At 43.8% G+C, this 19,344-nt stretch carries 16 protein-coding genes; all 16 read right to left on the reverse strand.

All coding sequences use genetic code 11. From position 1 onward, the window contains the following. Positions 1 to 10: 10 nt before the first annotated feature. The 16 genes from truB to pyrH all read right to left on the reverse strand — a co-directional run bounded on the left by truB (position 11) and on the right by pyrH (position 19,299). Positions 11 to 925, reverse strand: coding sequence for a tRNA pseudouridine(55) synthase TruB (gene truB, locus A8709_RS18535; RefSeq protein WP_065853830.1), 915 nt, complete (start codon positions 923 to 925; stop codon positions 11 to 13). Then, the gene (locus A8709_RS18540; protein ID WP_244163245.1) at positions 922 to 1,923 is read right to left on the reverse strand and encodes a DHH family phosphoesterase; all 1,002 of its coding nucleotides are present in this window, start codon (positions 1,921 to 1,923) and stop codon (positions 922 to 924) included. Before A8709_RS18540 ends, truB begins: the two co-directional genes overlap by 4 nt. Further along, entirely contained in the window at positions 1,920 to 2,279 is a 360-nt protein-coding gene (rbfA, locus tag A8709_RS18545) for a 30S ribosome-binding factor RbfA (RefSeq protein WP_065853831.1), read from the reverse strand. The genes A8709_RS18540 and rbfA overlap by 4 nt, the downstream gene beginning before the upstream one ends. 6 nt (positions 2,280 to 2,285) lie before the next feature. After that, positions 2,286 to 5,159: a translation initiation factor IF-2 gene (gene infB, locus A8709_RS18550; RefSeq protein WP_425262336.1), complete on the reverse strand. Its 2,874-nt coding sequence runs from the start codon at positions 5,157 to 5,159 to the stop codon at positions 2,286 to 2,288. Between the two features lie 52 nt (positions 5,160 to 5,211). Further along, positions 5,212 to 5,541 (reverse strand): L7Ae/L30e/S12e/Gadd45 family ribosomal protein, encoded by a 330-nt coding sequence (locus A8709_RS18555; protein WP_065853833.1) that lies wholly within the window; start codon positions 5,539 to 5,541, stop codon positions 5,212 to 5,214. Further along, positions 5,531 to 5,845, reverse strand: coding sequence for an RNase P modulator RnpM (gene rnpM / locus A8709_RS18560; RefSeq protein ID WP_065853834.1), 315 nt, complete (start codon positions 5,843 to 5,845; stop codon positions 5,531 to 5,533). Before rnpM ends, A8709_RS18555 begins: the two co-directional genes overlap by 11 nt. Before the next feature lie 122 nt (positions 5,846 to 5,967). Beyond that, the gene (gene nusA / locus A8709_RS18565) at positions 5,968 to 7,065 is read right to left on the reverse strand and encodes a transcription termination factor NusA (protein WP_065853835.1); all 1,098 of its coding nucleotides are present in this window, start codon (positions 7,063 to 7,065) and stop codon (positions 5,968 to 5,970) included. A gap of 36 nt (positions 7,066 to 7,101) precedes the next feature. After that, positions 7,102 to 7,566: a ribosome maturation factor RimP gene (gene rimP / locus A8709_RS18570; protein WP_279615881.1), complete on the reverse strand. Its 465-nt coding sequence runs from the start codon at positions 7,564 to 7,566 to the stop codon at positions 7,102 to 7,104. A 194-nt stretch (positions 7,567 to 7,760) separates the two neighbouring features. Then, on the reverse strand, positions 7,761 to 12,071 hold the full coding sequence (locus A8709_RS18575; RefSeq protein ID WP_065853836.1) for a PolC-type DNA polymerase III: 4,311 nt from the start codon (positions 12,069 to 12,071) through the stop codon (positions 7,761 to 7,763). A gap of 66 nt (positions 12,072 to 12,137) precedes the next feature. Further along, entirely contained in the window at positions 12,138 to 13,586 is a 1,449-nt protein-coding gene (gene proS / locus A8709_RS18580; RefSeq protein WP_065853837.1) for a proline--tRNA ligase, read from the reverse strand. 21 nt (positions 13,587 to 13,607) lie between these two features. Then, entirely contained in the window at positions 13,608 to 14,867 is a 1,260-nt protein-coding gene (rseP, locus tag A8709_RS18585; RefSeq protein WP_065853838.1) for an RIP metalloprotease RseP, read from the reverse strand. A 271-nt stretch (positions 14,868 to 15,138) separates the two neighbouring features. Further along, positions 15,139 to 16,284 carry a 1-deoxy-D-xylulose-5-phosphate reductoisomerase gene (locus A8709_RS18590; protein ID WP_065853839.1) on the reverse strand — a complete coding sequence of 382 codons (1,146 nt, stop codon included), beginning with the start codon at positions 16,282 to 16,284 and terminating at the stop codon, positions 15,139 to 15,141. 23 nt (positions 16,285 to 16,307) lie between these two features. Continuing rightward, positions 16,308 to 17,102, reverse strand: a complete 795-nt coding sequence (locus tag A8709_RS18595) for a phosphatidate cytidylyltransferase (protein WP_065853840.1) — start codon at positions 17,100 to 17,102, stop codon at positions 16,308 to 16,310. Positions 17,103 to 17,178: 76 nt separating this feature from the next. Next, positions 17,179 to 17,952, reverse strand: coding sequence for an isoprenyl transferase (locus A8709_RS18600; RefSeq protein WP_279615882.1), 774 nt, complete (start codon positions 17,950 to 17,952; stop codon positions 17,179 to 17,181). A 63-nt stretch (positions 17,953 to 18,015) separates the two neighbouring features. Next, positions 18,016 to 18,570: a ribosome recycling factor gene (frr, locus tag A8709_RS18605; RefSeq protein WP_065853841.1), complete on the reverse strand. Its 555-nt coding sequence runs from the start codon at positions 18,568 to 18,570 to the stop codon at positions 18,016 to 18,018. A 3-nt stretch (positions 18,571 to 18,573) separates the two neighbouring features. Then, positions 18,574 to 19,299 (reverse strand): UMP kinase, encoded by a 726-nt coding sequence (gene pyrH, locus A8709_RS18610; RefSeq protein ID WP_065853842.1) that lies wholly within the window; start codon positions 19,297 to 19,299, stop codon positions 18,574 to 18,576. Positions 19,300 to 19,344: the final 45 nt, after the last annotated feature.

Raw genomic sequence — 19,344 nt, forward strand, 5'->3', positions numbered from 1 at the left:
GACGTTATGATTAAAGGAATACTTTGGCCGGGACCAAGACGTGGCTAGTGCTTTTCCATTCAAACAGACCAAGAAATCGTTCATCAGGTGAATAGGCCCGAAATATGGTTTGTGAAGCATCTGCATGAGCCACCCGAATCGCAGCTAGAGTTAACTTTTTACCTTGCAATGCGTGTACAGCCTCTTGATCTGTAAGTGTAACTGAAGGAATGTGCGAAATAGCTGTATCCATAGGAATCAACTGCTGCTGCAATAAACCTTCTTCCTTCAATTGAGCTATCTGTTCAAAAGTCAAACATTGCTCCTTGCGGATATTACCCGTCGAAGTACGAATCAAGCTTTCCATCACAGCAGGATAACCTAAAGATTTGCCAATATCTACGCATAATGTTCGAATGTAAGTCCCTTTCGAGCAAACAGCTCGGAAATGAATCTCAGGATGCTTCAGATCCAATCGAAGTGCCAGAATTTCTAGCTCATAGATCGTCGCTTTCCGTGCTTTGCGTTCAACTTCCTTACCTTCTCTAGCTAATTCATACAGCCGTTTCCCATCAACCTTCACAGCAGAGAACATGGGAGGAATCTGTTCGATGTCGCCTACAAACGATTGAAGTGCTTTACGCACTTGATCTTCGATAAGCGAAACATGCGATACTTCTTCTAACACACTGCCGGTCATATCTTCGGTATCCGTTGATAGCCCGATTCGTAGTACAGCCTCATATTCTTTCGGCAATTCTTGAATGTATTCAACCATTCGTGTCGCTCGACCAATGCAAAGTGGCAAAACACCTGTCACTTGCGGATCAAGCGTACCCGTATGACCAATTCTTTTGATACCTAATATACGTCTAACTTTGGCCACAACATCATGAGATGTAAAGCCCGCTGGTTTCCAAACAGGCAAAATACCTTCTAGCATCATTGCAGCTTGTCCCCTACTTCCTGCACCATTCTAGCTATAGCCTCATCAAGTGTTCCATGAATGGTACAGCCTGATGCGCGGACATGCCCTCCACCACCAAGAGATTGAGCAATAGCCGCAACATCAACGAGCCCAGAGGAACGAAGACTCACTTTAATAACACCCGCAGCCTTCTCCTTAATGAGCATGCCTACCTCAACGCCCTCTACATTCCGAGGATAATTGACGAGTCCATCCAAATCATCACTTGACGCACCTGTTAGTTCCAAATCTGCAAGTGATACAGCCAACCAAGCTAACTTACGATCATAGGCAAAAGAAAGTGTAGAAAGCGCCTTTTGGAGAAGGACAATTTGTGCATATGTCATTCGTTCCAGCACATGCTCTGCAATGTCTGCACCCTGAACGCCTAGCTCAAGCATCGTAGCCCCGATTTTCATAACTACAGAAGTTGTATTCGAATATCGAAAACCGCCTGTATCTGTCAGCAAACCTGTGTAAATGCATTCACCGAAAGTCACATCCGGCTGCAAGTTCATATGTATCGCTAAATCATACAGGATTTGAACAGTCGCCGCGGCGTCATGTTTAATTAAATGGCATGTGCCGAATTGATCATTCGTTGGATGGTGGTCGATATTGAGTAATTGTACCTGCTCATCAAAAAGAGTGCTGATCCTACCCATTCTGGAGAAATCAGCACAATCTACACTTATGATGGTTTGGAAAAGTCGCTCAGGCGCCTGTTCACTATAATCAATGATATGTTTACTTCCTTCTAAAAAGGAAAATTTAGAGGGCATAGCGCCCTCATTAATCATCGTGAATGACTTCCCAAGTCGACTTAGTATCCAACCCGTTGCATACGTTGAACTGGCAGCATCTCCATCCGGTTGGATGTGAGATACGACCAGGAAATCATCATGCTGCTCGATAAATGTTGCTGCTGCTGCCAGCTGCTGACAGTATTCGGTGGCATGGTTCATTCCAATGTTCATACGTTTGTATTTCCTTCCTTATTGAGCTTATACAACAACTGGTCAATGTGACTACCATAGTCGATAGAAGCATCAAATTTGAACTGTAGCTCTGGGATCTTACGCAACCTAATTCGTTTGCCTAATTCAGAGCGGATATAGCCTGAACCAACTGAAAGAGCTTTAAGCGTCGCCGCCTTCTCCTCTTCCGTACCCATTACACTCAGATACACGCGAGCTAAGGATAAATCATTCGTCACTTCGACACCCGTAACGGTCATGAAACCGATGCGAGGGTCTTTCAGTTCTCCTTGAATGATTTGGCTAAGCTCTTTCTTAATTTGTTCACCAACACGTCCTACACGTACTCTAGCCATTTATGATCACCTCTCAACGGACTCCATGATAAAGGCTTCAATGATGTCGCCCTCTTTAATATCATGATAACGCTCAAGAGATATACCACACTCGTAGCCTTGTGCAACTTCTTTTTGATCATCCTTGAATCGTTTCAAGGAATCAATTTTACCTTCATGAACAACAATGCCGCTGCGGATCAAGCGCGTTTGTGCATTACGGGCAATTTTACCTGAAGTTACATAACAACCAGCGATCGTACCTGAGCCCGTAATTTTGAATACGTTACGAACCTCTGCTTGACCAAGAACAACTTCTTTGAAGATTGGATCCAACATGCCTTTCATCGCTTGCTCGATTTCTTCAATGACGTTATAGATGATGTTATGCAGACGGATATCAACTTTCTCTTGATCTGCTGTCGCTTTCGCTGCAGGCTCAGGACGAACGTTGAATCCAATGATAATTGCATTTGATGCAGATGCCAAAATAATATCGGATTCCGTTACAGCACCTACGCCGTTATGAAGGATTTTAACACGAACACCCTCAACTTCAATCTTCTCAAGGGAGCTCTTCAGTGCTTCTACAGAGCCTTGAACGTCACCTTTAATAATGACATTCAGATCTTTCACTTCACCATCTTTAATATGCTTAAAGAGGTCTTCCAGCGTAACGCGTGAATTAGCTGTCATTTCTGATTGACGAAGTGCGATTGCGCGACGATCAGCGATGTCTCTTGCTTTACGCTCATCTTCATAAGCTAAGAATGGATCCCCAGCTTGCGGCACTTCTGTCAGACCCGTAATTTCAACTGGTGTTGAAGGACCTGCTTCTTTCAAACGTTTACCTTTGTCATTCACAATCGCACGAACACGACCGAAGCATACACCGGCAACGAAGCTATCTCCAACTTTCAAAGTACCATGTTGAATTAGAATACGAGCCACTGGGCCTCTTCCTTTATCCAACTCAGCTTCAATAACAGTTGCTCTAGCCCGTTTGTTAGGGTTAGCTTTGTACTCTTGAACTTCTGCTACCAAGAGAATCATCTCAAGCAAGTTTTCAAGTCCAATACGTTGTTTTGCGGAAATTTCGCAGAAAATCGTATCGCCGCCCCACTCTTCTGGAACCAATTCATAAGCAGTTAGAGCTTGCTTGATTTGATCAGGATTAGCGCCTTCTTTATCAATCTTGTTCACAGCAACAATGATCGGTACACCAGCCGCTTTAGCATGACTAATCGCTTCTACGGTTTGTGGCATTACACCATCATCAGCTGCAACAACGATAATCGTAATATCCGTAACTTGAGCACCGCGGGCACGCATTGTTGTAAACGCTTCGTGACCTGGTGTATCCAAGAAAGTAATTTTCTTATGATTAACTTCGACTTGATAAGCACCAATATGCTGTGTGATACCGCCTGCTTCACCTTCAGTTACACTCGTTTTACGAATGGCATCAAGTAACGTTGTTTTACCATGATCGACGTGACCCATGATCGTAACAACAGGTGGACGTTCTAGCAAATCAGCCTCGTCATCGATTTCTTCGAAGGTTTCGAAGTTGTCTTCTTCGACTTTAATTTTAACTTCAACTTCAACACCAAACTCAGATGCGATCAATTGGATCGTTTCCAAATCAAGCTCTTGGTTGATTGTTGCCATTGTACCAAGGAAAAGAAGCTTCTTAATGACTTCAGATGCATCTTTGTGTAGTAATTTCGCTGTTTCACCAACAGTCATCGTACCACGAACAATGATCTTCTTAGGTGTGTTATCCACTTTCTCTTTCTTAACCATATCCTGTTGGTAACGTCCACGATTATTCCCGCGCTGATTACCTCTGTTGTTGCCACCTGGACCACGGTTGCCGCCAGATCTGTTATCGTCAAAACGCTTCGGAGTTGGCTTGGATTTCTTCGTTGTGATTACGCCAGCTTTAGCTGCTGCGTCATCCAACTCAGCTGCTGTAGCACCCACATGGAATTGTGGTTTAGCTTCTTGAACAACAGGTCTTCCACTTTGGTTATTGTTACGGTTCTCAAAAGGTTTGTTCTGACGGTTAGGACCAGCAGTACGATTCGGACTGGATTGCGGGCGTCCGCTGTTCGCGCCTTGCCCACTGCTTGCACCTGGACCACTTGTACCTTGACTTGGACGGGAACCCGCATAGTTGCTATTCGTGCGCGGTGCTCCGCCTTGTCCTTGACCTTGGCTATAGCCTTGGCTCGCAGGACGTGAGCTGTTGTATCCGCCTGAGCTTCCACCAGCTGGACGTTGTCCGCCTGGGTTAGAACCTTGGTAACCTGTACGTTGCCCGCCTTGGCTAGAACCTTGACCAGCCGGACGTTGTCCACCAGGATTGGAACCTTGATAACCCGTACGTTGTCCGCCTTGGCTAGAGCCTTGACCGGATGGACGTTGTCCACCGTTCGGATTGGAACCCTGATACCCCGTGCGCTGTCCGCCTTGTGAGCTAGGACGATTCCCACCTTGGTAATTGCTTTGCCCACTTGGACGTGACTGTGGTGGACGGCTTGATGTGTTTTGTGTAGACTGACCTTGTTGCGATTGTTGTGTAGTCCCTGCACTTGTTGGTGTTGTCGTTGTTGTTGGTTGAGGGCTCGATTGTTCCGTAACTGCTGACGGCTTAGCCGCAGGAGTTACTGCACCTTTATTCTCTTGTGCTGGAGCCTGCGATGCAGGATTCTGATTCGTCGTAGATGAACTCACATTTCCTCCGTCCGTAGCTGCTCGTTTGGCAGCCGCATTTGCTTTAATATCTCTAAAAAACTTTTCTACACTGCTGACCGCGTCATTCTCCATCACGCTCATATGATTGTTAACAGGTATGTTAAGTCGTTTGAGGATGGTTATGATCTCTTTGCTGCTCATATTGAGCTGCTTGGCGTATTCGTACACGCGGGTCTTGTCTTTATTATCTTGTTTATTGGTCAATATGTTTCACCTCCGCAGGATTTTCTTGACTCTTCAGCAGCATCTGCGCGAAGCCTCCGTCCAATACACCTATGGTGACACGCATTTCTTTCCCAATGCTGCGGCCCAACTCATACTTAGAGCCAATTTCCATGAGCTTTACCCCATAGAACTGACATTTATCTTGAAATTTCTTACGTGTATTAGCTGAAGCGTCTTCCGCCATAATAACAAGCTTGGCTTCACCCGCGCGAATTGCTTTGAAAACACCTTCATCACCCGTTACGAGTTTCCCAGCCCTCATCGCCAACCCTAATTGATTATAAAATTTAGGATTCATCTTCCGATTCCTCCTCTTTCGAAGAAAGGAATTCATCTTCCACACGAATGAAATCTTGTTCCAGTTGGTCATAAATATCTGCGCCGACGGCATGCTTCAGAGCTCTATCCAGGGCTTTGCTTTTCTTTGCCAATTTAAAACAAGAAACTTTACCGCACAGGTAGGCACCGCGCCCGGACTTCTTCCCCTTGAGATCAATGAGAATGTCATCCTCAGGCGTTTTGACGACGCGGATCAAGTCCCTCTTCGGCATCATTTCCTGGCAGGCAACGCATTTTCTCAGAGGGATTTTTCTCTGCTTCATTCCGATCACCCCTTGTTCCTAAAATAAACGGCTACTCCGTTCTGTTTGAACAGAAGCGTTTATCAGAAAATATAAGCATTATATAGTTAGAAACCTATATATTCTTATATTTTAACAAAAACTTAATCGATGCTGATCGAATCTTGATGCATCTCTTCCGAATAAGTTTTCACTCTTCCATATTCTTGTTCTGCTTGTGTTTCACTCTTGATGTCGATTTTCCATCCTGTTAATTTGGCAGCCAGTCGAGCATTCTGCCCCTTGATACCAATCGCCAGAGACAACTGATAATCAGGAACAATGACTCGTGCCATCTTTTCATTTTCATGAATTTGGACTTCAAGCACTTTAGAAGGACTTAGCGCATTCGCTACGTACTCTTCCACATTCTCCATCCAACGAACAATATCAATCTTCTCGCCGCGCAGCTCGGTTACGATCGTTTGAACACGAAGACCTTTGGGGCCTACGCATGATCCAACAGGATCAACCTCAGGGTTGCGAGAATGAACTGCAATTTTGGAACGGAAGCCAGCTTCACGCGCAACTGAGCGGATCTCAACAACGCCGTCAAAAATTTCTGGAACTTCAAGCTCAAATAAACGCTTTAGCAATCCCGGATGAGTTCTTGAAAGAATAATTTGAGGTCCTTTGGTTGTGTTCTCAACTTTCGTAATATACGCTTTAATGCGATCGCCTTGTTTGAACTTATCCGTAGGCATAAGCTCTGTAAGTGGAAGCACAGCTTCTACTTTACCAAGGTCAACATAAATATTACGTTGGTCTTGACGTTGAAGTATTCCCGTAACAATATCTTCTTCTTTATCGATAAAAGCATTATAAATTAAGCCACGCTCAGCTTCGCGGATACGTTGCGTTACAACCTGTTTAGCGGTTTGAGCCGCAATACGTCCGAAATCACGAGGCGTCACTTCAATCTCAACGATATCTTCCAATTGATAATTCGGGTTAATTTCACGTGAAGCGTGCACCGAAATTTCTAATCTTGGGTCTAGTACTTCCTCAGTTACAGTCTTACGTGCATAGACTTTGATGAGACCTGTATGTCGATTGATATCGACACGTACGTTCTGTGCCGTGTTGAAATTACGTTTATAACTTGAAATCATCGCCGCTTCAATAGCATCAATGAGTAGCTCCTTGGAGATACCCTTCTCTCGTTCAATTTCCGACAGCGCTTCGATAAAATCCGTGTTCATTTGAACTGAGTCCCCCCTTTCAATAAGTAACGTTGACTAAAATACGATAGCAAGACGTGCACTAGCTAATTTAGCAACCGGTATGCTGACTTTCTTTTTACCAATCTCAATCACGAGAACTTCCTCATCATAAGATTGCAACAATCCCTCAAATTCCTTAGAACCGTCGATCGGTTCATACGTGGTAACAAATACGTGACTGTTAACGGCTTTATAGAAATCTTGTGTTTTCTTAAGCGGGCGTTCTGCCCCAGGTGAAGAAACTTCCAAGAAATAAGCATCAGTAATCGGATCTTTCTCATCCAATAGAACACTCAAGTATTCACTGATGCGGCCGCAATCATCTATATCAATTCCGCCTTCTTTGTCCGCATAGACGCGAAGGAACCAATTGCTGCCTTCTTTGACATATTCAACATCAACGAGTTCAAACCCATTTTGTTCGAAAAAATCCTTCAGCATGTCCTCAATGATGGATTTGATTTGCACTTGTGTAGCCACAGATACCTGTACCTCCTAAATTGACTTCCCCTTGTCTTAACCGGAAAAGTCCTATATCAAAATGTAAAGAGTGGGTTTCCCCACTCTTTAATCACAAGATGATATCCTCATTATTGCCAATAAAAATTATACCATAACCAATCTTTGCATTACAATAGCAAACTTGTTAATCATTTTCACTTGACAGCTATGATCTAGAACAAGGAAAGTTGGTTAGATTCCGGCAATCCACGGAAGCAGCCCATGGAATTTAACAGTTCAATCACGGTTTTGGAGGCCTTAGAACGATTCTGGAAATCTTCAACCGAGAGGAAATCCCCATCTTCTTTAGCAGCAGCAATATTTTTAGCAGCATTCTCGCCAATCCCTGACATAGCAGCAAAAGGTGGAATCAACGAATTACCATCAATGATGAATTTTGTCGCATCAGAACGATAAATATCGATGGGCTTAAAGCTAAATCCGCGTGAGGTCATTTCTAACGACATTTCAAGAATAGACACCATGGCTTTCTCTTTAGGCAGCGCCTGGAAACCTTTCGCTTCAATCTCAACTAATTGTTTGAGAATCGCATCATATCCTTGACAAAGCAGTTCAAGATCAAAGTCCGCTGCACGTACACTAAAGTAGGTCGCATAGTAAGCGATCGGGTGATACACCTTGAAGTAAGCGGTACGAACGGCAGAGATAACGTAAGCTGCAGCATGTGCTTTTGGAAACATATATTCAATACGTTCACAAGATTCGATATACCATGGGGGCACATTACAGCGTTTCATCTCGTCTTTCCATTCGTCGGTTAGGCCCTTCCCTTTACGAACACTCTCCGTAATTTTAAAAGCCAGACCTGCATCCATTCCCGCTTTGTAAATCAAATAGAGCATGATATCATCCCGACAGCCAATAACGGTCTTAATGTTACAAATCCCTTTTTTGATAAGTTCCTGGGCATTCCCGAGCCAAACACCCGTTCCATGTGACAACCCTGAAATTTGCAATAAATCGGCAAAAGACGAAGGTTGCGTTTCTTGAAGCATCTGACGAACGAATTTAGTCCCCATCTCCGGCACACCGTACGTAGCAACAGGAGAACGAATCTGATCCGGTCTTACACCTAGCGCATCTGTTGAATTGAAAATACTCATGGCTTTCACATCGTTCATAGGGATGGTCGTTGGATCAATACCGGTCAAATCTTGGAGCATTCTCATCATCGTCGGATCGTCGTGCCCCAGAATATCTAGTTTAAGCAAGTTCGCATCGAAGGCATGATAGTCAAAATGAGTTGTCATCCATTCCGAATTTTTATCATCGGCAGGAAATTGAACCGGTGTAATATCATCGACCTCAATGTAATCTGGCACAACGACAATACCGCCTGGATGCTGCCCTGTACTTCTCTTTACCCCCGTACAACCTGACGCTAGTCGAGCAATCTCCGCTCCGCGCCACTTCTGGCCTTGTTCCTCCTCGTACTTCTTGACGAATCCGAACGCGGTCTTCTCAGCAACTGTACCGATGGTCCCTGCACGGAATACATTCTTCGGTCCGAAGATCTCCTTAGTGAAATTATGAGCCACAGGCTGATAGACGCCAGAAAAGTTCAAATCGATATCGGGAACCTTGTCCCCTTTAAACCCTAGGAACGTTTCAAATGGAATGTCATGACCATCACCTTTTAAATTTCCGCCACAGGAAGGACATACTTTATTGGGCAAATCGAAACCACTTGGCACACTACCATCAAGGAACCATTCACTATGCCTGCAAGTAAGACAAATGTAATGCGGCGGCAAAGGATTAACCTCGGAGATGCCTAGCATCATGGCAACAACGGAAGACCCAACAGATCCCCGAGAACCAACGAGGTAGCCGTCAGCATTGGATTTTTTCACAAGACGTTCTGAAATCAAGTAGTTGGCAGAAAATCCGAATTTGATGATCGGAACTAGCTCTTTTTCAAGTCGCGCTATGATAACTTCAGGAAGCTCTTCGCCATACATACCTTTGGCCGTTTCATAGCAGGTTGTTCGAATCTCTTCGTCTGCCCCCTCAATAATAGGCGTAAATAGCTTATCAGGAAACAGTTCAATGGATTCAAAGCGATCAGCAAGCTCATTTGTGCTCCGAATAACAACTTCAACAGCTTTTTCTGCACCCAAAAACTTAAACTCTTCCAACATCTCTTTGGTCGTACGGAAATGCGCATCCGGTTTCTTCATCGCTTTCAGCGGGCTAAAACCAGTAATTCCGTTGATCGTGATATCACGGCATACTTTCTCGCGTGGATTCAGGTAATGAACATTACCTGTCGCGATGACTGGCTTGCCAGTTTTATAACCTATTTCACAAACACGACGTACCGCATCCTCAAGATCTTGGACAGAGCCCACTAGCCCCTTCTCTACGAGATGCATATTATAGCTAACCGGTTGGATTTCAAGAATATCGTAGAACTCTGACACTTGCTCCGCTTCTTCAATCGATTTATTAAGAACAGCCTCAAAGAACTCTCCTTTTTCACAACCAGAAGTGACTAATAAGCCTTCTCTATGTTCAACCAACACACTTTTGGGGATAGTCGCAGATCGTTGAAGATACGTGGTATGTGACAAGGAGATCAGTTTAAATAAATTTTTCTTACCAACCGGATTTAAGGCATAAATACAACAATGAAAAGGACGTTGATTGGACAAGTCTTTACCTACATAATCATTGAGCTTCGCAAGGCTCGTAATTTGTCGATCGTTAGCCTCATTAATTAAATGATAGAGGACATAACCTAAGGCAATGGAGTCATCTATTGCACGGTGATGATTATCGAGTCCCACCTTGAATTTATCGGAAAGGGTATTGAGACGATGATTCTTCATCGAAGGGAATAGAAATCTAGCCAGCTCTAACGTATCTAACACAGCATTCGTAACCTCTGGCAGGTTCATCCGCTTCAAATTCGTTTGAAGAAAGCCCATATCGAATCGCGCATTATGAGCGACAAGCACGCTGTCGCCAATAAACTCGACAAACTTAGGCAGCTCGTCCTCAATATCTGGCGCATCCTTCACCATCTCATCATTGATATTCGTCAATTGTTGGATGTTGTAAGGGATTTTCTCATGTGGATTAATAAATGTTGCGAAACGATCGATTTCTTTTCCGTCTTGCATTTTGACACCGGCAAGCTCGATGATACGGTTGTTAGTAACAGATAGCCCCGTCGTTTCCACGTCAAAAATGACATACGTCGCTTGCTTCAGATCTAGATCGCGTCCATTCATAACGATTGGCACGGAATCATTGACAACATTCGCTTCAACGCCATAGATCACTTTAATCCCATGTTTTTTGGCCGCCTTACCTGCATCTGGGAAACATTGGATGTTGCTGTGATCTGTAATCGCAATCGCCTTATGTCCCCACTTGGCCGCCATTTTCACATATTGGTCGACGGAAGTTAAGGCATCCATGGTGCTCATGTTCGTGTGCAAATGAAACTCCACACGCTTCTCCGCTGCATCGTCCACGCGATCCCTAGGTGCCATCACTTCGTATAGATCATTCGGAATCATCACGAGTTCCGGAATTTGCATGAAACGGTCATACTCGACTTTACCTCTAGCTCGAATCCAAGTACCGTTGGCCAACAGACTCATGATTTTCACATCGTCTTTGGTCTTGGCGAATACTTTCATTGCTAATGAATCACTGAAATCGGTAATGTTAAAAGTAAATAGCGTGTTGCCATTTCTTAATTCTTTGACATCCAAGCCGAAAACAGTTCCCTGAACGGCAATTTTCTTCTCTTCTTCTTGGATATCTTTCAGTGGCGTAGGCACGTCTTTGATATCAATACCCATGACTAACTTCAAATCCCCATCCGGCAAGGATGATTCTTCTTCTTCCATGTCGATGGACATCATGATTTCCTGCGTAAATGTTTTCTCGCCTTGCTCCCGCTGCTTCGCAAATTTCTCATACTCTGCAACGATTTCCGTTGAATCACTCATCGCGTACTTCACAGATAACTCGGTTTGGAAAAAGTTATGGAAAAAGTTCCGAATAAACATATCGATATTTTTTTTCTTCGCTAGCTCAAGGCCAATGGCATCCAGCATGACGAGCGAAAGTGATTGTCCTTGTACTTCAAACCTGGCCTTAGTCATCCAGCCGTTAACAGAAGGAACTTCCCGTTGCAGCCACTCCATGAAGAGGCCCCAGTATTCCTCAACTAGCGCCTCAGGTTCCACCTGTTCGAACTTCCAAATAAACCGAATTTTCGCGATTTGCGCGAATTTTTCCTGAATCATTTTACAAAATGAACGGTAAATGTTCTGAGGCACAAGCTCATTTTTCACCAAATAGAAGGTCCAATCGCGATTTTTACGACTAATTTCTACTTGATCAATATAACCTTCTGCAAAATATGACCGTACAACATCGGCTGGAATCTCGGCTTGCTGCATCAAAAGCTCAAAGCGATTCCGTTTATCAGCCAAATTACTCATGAACAGCCTCCCCATAAACATACCAAGGGCAATGGAGTTAGACCTCCATATGCCCTTGATTTCTAATTAATAGCTTCTACCAAAGACAACCGTATGCTGTGCAGCTTCGCCACATACCACACAAGTCGATTTGGTTTCAGATGGTGTGAACGGGATATTACGACTTGTAGCTCCTGTTTCTTCTTTCACTTGCGCTTCGCAAGCGTCAGATCCGCACCAGCCAGCCAAGGCAAATCCACGTTTCGTTTCCAAGAACGTCTTAAATTCATCGATCGAATCTACCGCAATGTAATGCTCGTCACGGAATTGCTTCGCTTTATCATACATCTGCTGATGAATCTCAGCAAGCATATTTTGCACTTCTTGTACGAAGTCAGCTTGTTGGACAATTTTCTTCTCGCCACTTACACGAGAAACAAGAACAACTACGCCATTTTCCATATCACGTGGTCCGAGCTCTACACGAATTGGTACGCCGCGCATCTCGTACTCGTTGAATTTCCAACCAGGGCTTTGGTCCGCACGATCATCGACTTTGACGCGAACGCCAGCCTTCTTCAATTCTGCGAATAACTCGTCCACTCGTCCAATAACTTGGTCACGTGTTTTTGGCGGTCCAATCGGGATCATGATTACTTGCGTAGGAGCAACCTTCGGCGGAAGAACTAGACCACGATCGTCTCCATGAACCATGATTAGTGCTCCAATTAGTCTTGTACTTACGCCCCATGACGTCGTATGAGCAAATTGGTGCTGATTCTCACGATCTAAGAATTTGATATCGAAAGCTACTGCAAACTTAGTGCCAAGGTAATGAGAGGTACCTGCTTGAACCGCCTTACCATCTTTCATCATCGCTTCAATAGAGAATGTATCAATCGCACCAGCAAACCGCTCAGATGGTGTCTTTTTACCTACGATAACTGGAATAGCAAGGAACTCTTCCGCAAATTGACGATATACTTCGAGCATTTGCATCGTTTCACGCCGGGCATCCTGCTCATCTTCGTGTGCGGTATGTCCTTCTTGCCATAGAAACTCAGTCGTGCGAAGGAAAGGTAATGTCCGTTTCTCCCAACGAACCACGTTCGCCCATTGATTGATAAGAAGTGGAAGATCACGATAGGAATTAATCCATTCGGAATACATATGACCAATCATCGTTTCGGAAGTTGGACGAATGGCTAACCGTTCTTCAAGCTTCTCTCCACCTGCTTCCGTCACCCATGGCAGTTCGGGATTAAAGCCTTCCACATGCTCTTTTTCTTTTTGGAAAAAGCTCTCTGGAATAAACAATGGGAAATAGGCATTCCGATGTCCCGTTTCTTTAAATTTACTATCCAACTCACGTTGAATGTTTTCCCAAATCTCGTAGCCGTCTGGTTTGAATACGATACAACCACGAACTGGAGAGTAACTCATTAAATCAGCTTTCTTGATGACATCTATATACCAACGGGAGAAATCTTCCCCTTGCGGTGTAATCTCTTTAACAAATTGCTTATCGTTTGACATAAACCCTCCCGAATAGTAGGACTAACCCTTAATCAATCGTAAAATATCATTGTACGTAACGGCCACCATGAGAAGCATGAGCAGTGCAAAACCAACAAAATGAACCATACTTTCTCGATTCGGATCAATCGGTTTGCCGCGGAGTGCTTCCAATCCCATAAAGAGCAATCGGCTTCCATCTAAGGCAGGTATCGGCAGTAAATTGAATATCCCGAGATACAAGCTTAATGTAGCAGCCCACGCAATCAAGGAGCTAAGTCCCATTTTGGCGAATTGAGCAGATACTTGGGCAGTCCGAACGGGCCCGCCAAGATCATCAAGTTTGAACTGCAGCATAACTAGTTTCTGCAAGCCAGTTACGATGCCTATTGTTGTGCCGACAACTTGGTCATAGGTTCCTGTAAAGACTTCACTAAAGGTAGCGCTTCTACGATCTCCGCTAATAACAACGCCAAGTTTCCCTGAACCATCTTCCATTTCAGGTGTGACTTGAAGTGTAATCGGATTACCAGCACGATCAATGACCCATGTCATCGGCTTTCCAGCCGAAGATTGAATGGCGGATACCATTTTCTCGCGATCATCGCCAATGGGCTGCTTATCGATCGACATGATAATGTCACCTTTTTGCAAACCAGCCTTCTCTCCAGCTTTACCAGAAAGAACAGAATCCAGCTTCACATTCGTGAACACACCTGACATAATCACTACGATGAAGAACAAAACAATAGCTAGAATGAAGTTCATTACGGGTCCCATGACGATCGCAATCGCACGTTTCCCTACTGATTTGGAACCAAACTGGCGATCGTATGGAGCGATTTGCGTTTCTGTACCCTTTGTTACCATCATAGCTTGCGGGTCAATTGGATACGTAACCTTCTCTCCGTCGACATCTAACGATATGCGCAGAGCTCGCTCTAAATCAATTTGTTCCACAACGCCAATAATAACATTGGAACGACGGTCTAATTGGTCTAAATATAAAAATGTAACTTGATTTTGTTTATTTAATTTAATGGCAACTGTCTGTCCGGGATTCACTTGGACGATTTCCGGATCTTCTCCAGCCATTCGTACAAATCCACCAATAGGCAGAATCCGTAACGTATACCGTGTTTCCCCTTTTTTATATGAAAAAATTTTGGGACCAAAACCAATTGCAAATTCACGAACTAAAATACCTGCACGTTTTGCAAAATAAAAATGTCCCCATTCATGAATCGTAACAAGAACGAAAAACAACAAAATAACTTTTAACCCAACTTCAATGGCCGACAAGTCGTATTTCCTCCTTCGGGTTTTCTACAGAAAACTATCCTATGCAGCAATTTCCAGACGCTTTCAGTCAAAAACCTACCTTTTAAGCATCTACTTAAGATCAACTGTTCTAGTTCTTAGATTACCACTATTGAACAGTTGAATACAAGCTATGCCCGTTCAGGACAGTATACGAGCTCAGAGAATGAATTAGACTTTACTTTTGGGCCTGCTGTTGGTTATTCAAAAAAAGAGCTGGGCCATGCAATCTGACCTTTGCTCTTCATTAAACTTAGAAACGGATAGAGGATGCGAAAGCTCTTGCCCACTGGTCTTGCTCGTGAATAAGATCAATCAGCGGATTCGCATAAGATTCATGCTTGTCCAACACCGCCGCAATGATATCCTCAATTTGAAGGAACGTAATTTCCCCTTTGAGGAAACGAGCAACAGCCATCTCATTAGCCGCATTATAAACAGTTGGTGTTGTTCCGCCTTGTTTACCGCTCTCAAAAGCCATTCGCAAGCAAGGAAAACGCGTGTAGTCCATCTCGCGGAAATGCAGTTTACCGATAGCGGCAAGATTTAATCTTGATGTAGGCGTAGGAAAACGATCTGGATAGGTTAATGCATATTGAATAGGCACCCGCATATCCGGATTTCCTAGCTGAGCGATCACACTGTGATCAACAAATTCGATATAAGAATGGATAACACTTTCTGGGTGTATCACAACTTGAATATCTTCATAAGACAAGCCGAAAAGCCAGTGCGCCTCAATAACTTCAAGCCCTTTGTTTACCATCGTGGCTGAATCTATCGTTATTTTGGCCCCCATCGACCAATTCGGATGCTGAAGCGCTTGCTCGACAGTTACTCCCTCAAGCTCAGCTCTCGTACGATCCCGAAAGGACCCACCGGAAGCTGTAAGTGTAATCTGTGCGATCTGGGCGTTCTTTTCACCATTAAGACATTGAAAAATTGCTGAGTGCTCGCTGTCAATAGGCAGTAATGCAACACCTTTACGCGCTACAGCTTCCGTAACAATATGACCAGCGCTTACCAATGTTTCTTTATTCGCTAGACCAATATGTTTACCAGCTTCAATCGCGGCTAAGGTAGGTTTCAACCCTTGACTCCCTACTAATGCACTTACAAGTAAATCCGCATCTGTCGCTGCTGCAACTTCTAACAGACCTTCTTCGCCGTAAAGAACTTTAATATGTGAAGGAATTTGACTTGCAACCTCGTCCGCTAATTCCTTCGTCGCAACCGACACTAGCTTTGGTTGAAACTGATGGGCTTGTTCGATCACACGATCACGGTTGTAACCAGCTGAGATCGCTTCAACTTGAAACATGTCAGGGGAGTGCTTCACAATATCAAGGGTTTGAGTCCCAATTGATCCTGTCGAACCCAAGATGGCAATTTTCTTCATACTTTCCACCCCGCTGATGAGAATTAGTTAGGAATCAAGTCGAGCAGATAAATAAAAGGAAAAACAATGAGCCAACTATCCATCCGGTCGAGCACACCGCCATGTCCTGGCAGTAGTGTTCCTGTGTCTTTAATACCTTTTACGCGTTTATAGGCTGATTGAATCAGATCCCCTACTTGTCCAACTACAGCTATAAGAAAACCTAATAATAAGGCTCTCCCTATACTTAAAAGATCAGGTGCATACCATGCGAAGCCAAGCGCAATAATCATAGCAATGACTACACCGCCGAGCGCCCCTTCAATAGACTTTTTCGGACTGATTTGAGGCCATAACGGGTGTTTCCCGATCTTGGAACCGACAAAATACGCGCCAGAATCGGAAGCCCAAATACAGACAAATATCATAATCGTCCAAAATAAGCCATTTTCCGCTAAACGGGATTCAATCATATAATTAAATCCAAAACCAAGATAAATAACACCTAGTAAGATCACAGAAACTTGATCAATCGTGATTTTGTTCTTGGAGGCTACGGTAATAAAGAGCACAATGAACATCGCAAGCCATGTAACCGCAGTGAACGAAATTGGAAAGGATATCCCTAACAATCCCCAAGGAATTGTTAAACATAAAAGCGCTATGAGTCCTACAGCAGCCGTCAGTTTATAAGACATATAACCATTCATTTGTAAATACTCACGGTACCCAATGATGGAAACAAGAACAATAAGCCCTGCATACCATAAATCACCAAGTACTAAGAGTGTTATAAATACAAGACCAGCAATTACACCGGTGATAATCCTTTGCTTCAAGTTGAATCCCCCTAGATGAACAACGTTTATCTCTAAGCCATTCATGCACAGTGACATCACAACTTACAATGAAGGGTTAAACGCCACCATACCTTCTCGCACGTCGTTGAAACTCAGCAATGGCTTGCATGAATAAGTCCTCTGTGAAATCAGGCCAGTACGCATCTGTAAACCATAATTCAGAATAAGCTAGTTGCCACAGTAAAAAATTACTCAGCCGTAATTCGCCACTTGTTCGAATTAACAGATCCGGGTCTGGTAGATCAGACGTTAACATGTAAGAAGAAAACTTGGCTTCATCCAGTTCATCCGGCTTCAAAATACCGTTGTGTGCATCTTGCAACATATCTTGAACACCTGCAATGATTTCTTTGCGTCCACCATAATTTAAGGCAAAATTCAAAATGAGACCTGTGTTATCCTTTGTTCGTTCGATAGCACCTTCAATCGCTTTCAGCGTGTAGTCAGGTAGCCCTTCTTTCCAACCGGTCATTCGGATACGCACGTTGTTCTGAATTAATTCTTCAATCTCCAATGGGAAAAACTCTTGAGGAAGTTTCATTAGAAATTCAACTTCGTCCTTAGGTCTCTTCCAATTCTCCGTGGAAAAAGCATACATCGTCAAGACTTTTACACCAATATCATTGGCTGCCATCGTAATTTTCTTTACATTCTTCATGCCTGAGTGATGACCCGCGACACGCGGTAATCCTCTTTGTTTGGCCCAACGACCATTACCATCCATAATAATTGCAACATGTGCTGGGACTTTGTCCAGCTCTATCTCAGGTGCTTCCCAAGTCCTAGGCTTACTCTTCTTGCTTAACCACATCTTGAATAGCTTGAGCACAGTTGTTCCTCCCAACTAGGGAAAGATGAAAAACCCCCGCGAATACCCGGGGGCATATCTATCTTATACTTCCATGATTTCTTTTTCTTTAGCAGCCAAAACTTTCTCAACTTCAGCTACGAATTTATCAGTGAATTTCTGAATATCCTCTTGATGTTTACGGGATTCATCTTCAGAAATACCTGCTTTCTCAAGCTTTTTAATTTCGTCATTCGCATCACGGCGAATATTACGAATTGCAATTTTGGCTTCTTCGCCAAATTTCTTCGTCATTTTCACCAAATCAGCACGACGCTCTTCTGTTAAAGCAGGGATCACAATTCGAATAACGATCCCATCATTCGACGGCGTTAAGCCAAGGTCTGATTTCATAATAGCTTTCTCAATTGACGTCATGGAACTCTTGTCCCAAGGCTGAATGAGTAGTGTACGTGAATCCGGTGTTGTTAAATTGGCAAGCTGATTAACAGGCGTCATCGCCCCGTAATATTCGACTTGAATACGATCTAACAGAGATGGTGTAGCGCGTCCTGCACGAAGTGAAGTTAAGTCTCTTCTTAAAGCTCCGATTGCCTTGTCCATACGATCTTCTGCATTTTTTTTCACTGATTGCGGCATGTTTTAAACACTCCCTTTAACTGTAGTCCCAATTTTCTCGCCAAGGACCACTCGTTTGATATTCCCTTTTTCCGTAATGTTGAAAACCACTAACGGAATGTTGTTATCCATACAAAGGGAAGATGCGGTGGAGTCCATGACACCAAGGTTGTTACTAATAACTTCCATATAGGTTAACGTTTCGAACTTCTTCGCGGTTGGATCTTTGAATGGATCTGCGGAATAAACGCCATCCACTTTGTTTTTGGCCATGAGGATAACCTCTGCCTCAATCTCAGCTGCTCTGAGTGCAGCCGTCGTATCCGTGGAGAAGTAAGGATTACCTGTCCCAGCGGCAAAAATAACAACGCGACCCTTTTCAAGATGACGCATCGCTCTACGGCGTATGTACGGTTCTGCAACTTGTTGCATGGTAATGGAAGACTGGACTCGTGTCGGTACCTCGATATTTTCCAGTGCATCCTGCAAAGCCAATGAATTCATGACTGTGGCAAGCATTCCCATGTAATCGGCTGTTGCCCGATCCATGCCCTTCTCACTACCTGCGATGCCGCGCCAAATATTCCCGCCGCCTACAACGATAGCAACCTCAACATTCAATTCAACAACATCTTTCACTTGCTGAGCAATGGAGGTGATCACTTCGGAATCAATGCCATATCCCTGTTGTCCGGCTAAAGCTTCGCCGCTTAATTTAAGCACTATTCGTTTATAAAAAGGTTGACCCAACTTGTATGACCTCCGTTTCCATGCATAACCAAATCTCTTTAAGGG

It is taken from the genome of Paenibacillus pectinilyticus, assembly GCF_001700435.1.
Lineage (GTDB): Bacteria > Bacillota > Bacilli > Paenibacillales > NBRC-103111 > Paenibacillus_E > Paenibacillus_E pectinilyticus.

What these genes read in the sequence shown, in the direction of transcription:
- truB (WP_065853830.1), bottom strand. Translation starts at nt 925, where the DNA reads ATGATGCTAGAAGGTATTTTGCCTGTTTGGAAACCAGCGGGCTTTACA.
- A8709_RS18540 (WP_244163245.1), bottom strand. Translation starts at nt 1,923, where the DNA reads ATGAACATTGGAATGAACCATGCCACCGAATACTGTCAGCAGCTGGCA.
- rbfA (WP_065853831.1), bottom strand. Translation starts at nt 2,279, where the DNA reads ATGGCTAGAGTACGTGTAGGACGTGTTGGTGAACAAATTAAGAAAGAG.
- infB (WP_425262336.1), bottom strand. Translation starts at nt 5,159, where the DNA reads ATGAGCAGCAAAGAGATCATAACCATCCTCAAACGACTTAACATACCT.
- A8709_RS18555 (WP_065853833.1), bottom strand. Translation starts at nt 5,541, where the DNA reads ATGAATCCTAAATTTTATAATCAATTAGGGTTGGCGATGAGGGCTGGG.
- rnpM (WP_065853834.1), bottom strand. Translation starts at nt 5,845, where the DNA reads ATGAAGCAGAGAAAAATCCCTCTGAGAAAATGCGTTGCCTGCCAGGAA.
- nusA (WP_065853835.1), bottom strand. Translation starts at nt 7,065, where the DNA reads ATGAACACGGATTTTATCGAAGCGCTGTCGGAAATTGAACGAGAGAAG.
- A8709_RS18575 (WP_065853836.1), bottom strand. Translation starts at nt 12,071, where the DNA reads ATGAGTAATTTGGCTGATAAACGGAATCGCTTTGAGCTTTTGATGCAG.
- proS (WP_065853837.1), bottom strand. Translation starts at nt 13,586, where the DNA reads ATGTCAAACGATAAGCAATTTGTTAAAGAGATTACACCGCAAGGGGAA.
- A8709_RS18590 (WP_065853839.1), bottom strand. Translation starts at nt 16,284, where the DNA reads ATGAAGAAAATTGCCATCTTGGGTTCGACAGGATCAATTGGGACTCAA.
- frr (WP_065853841.1), bottom strand. Translation starts at nt 18,570, where the DNA reads ATGCCGCAATCAGTGAAAAAAAATGCAGAAGATCGTATGGACAAGGCA.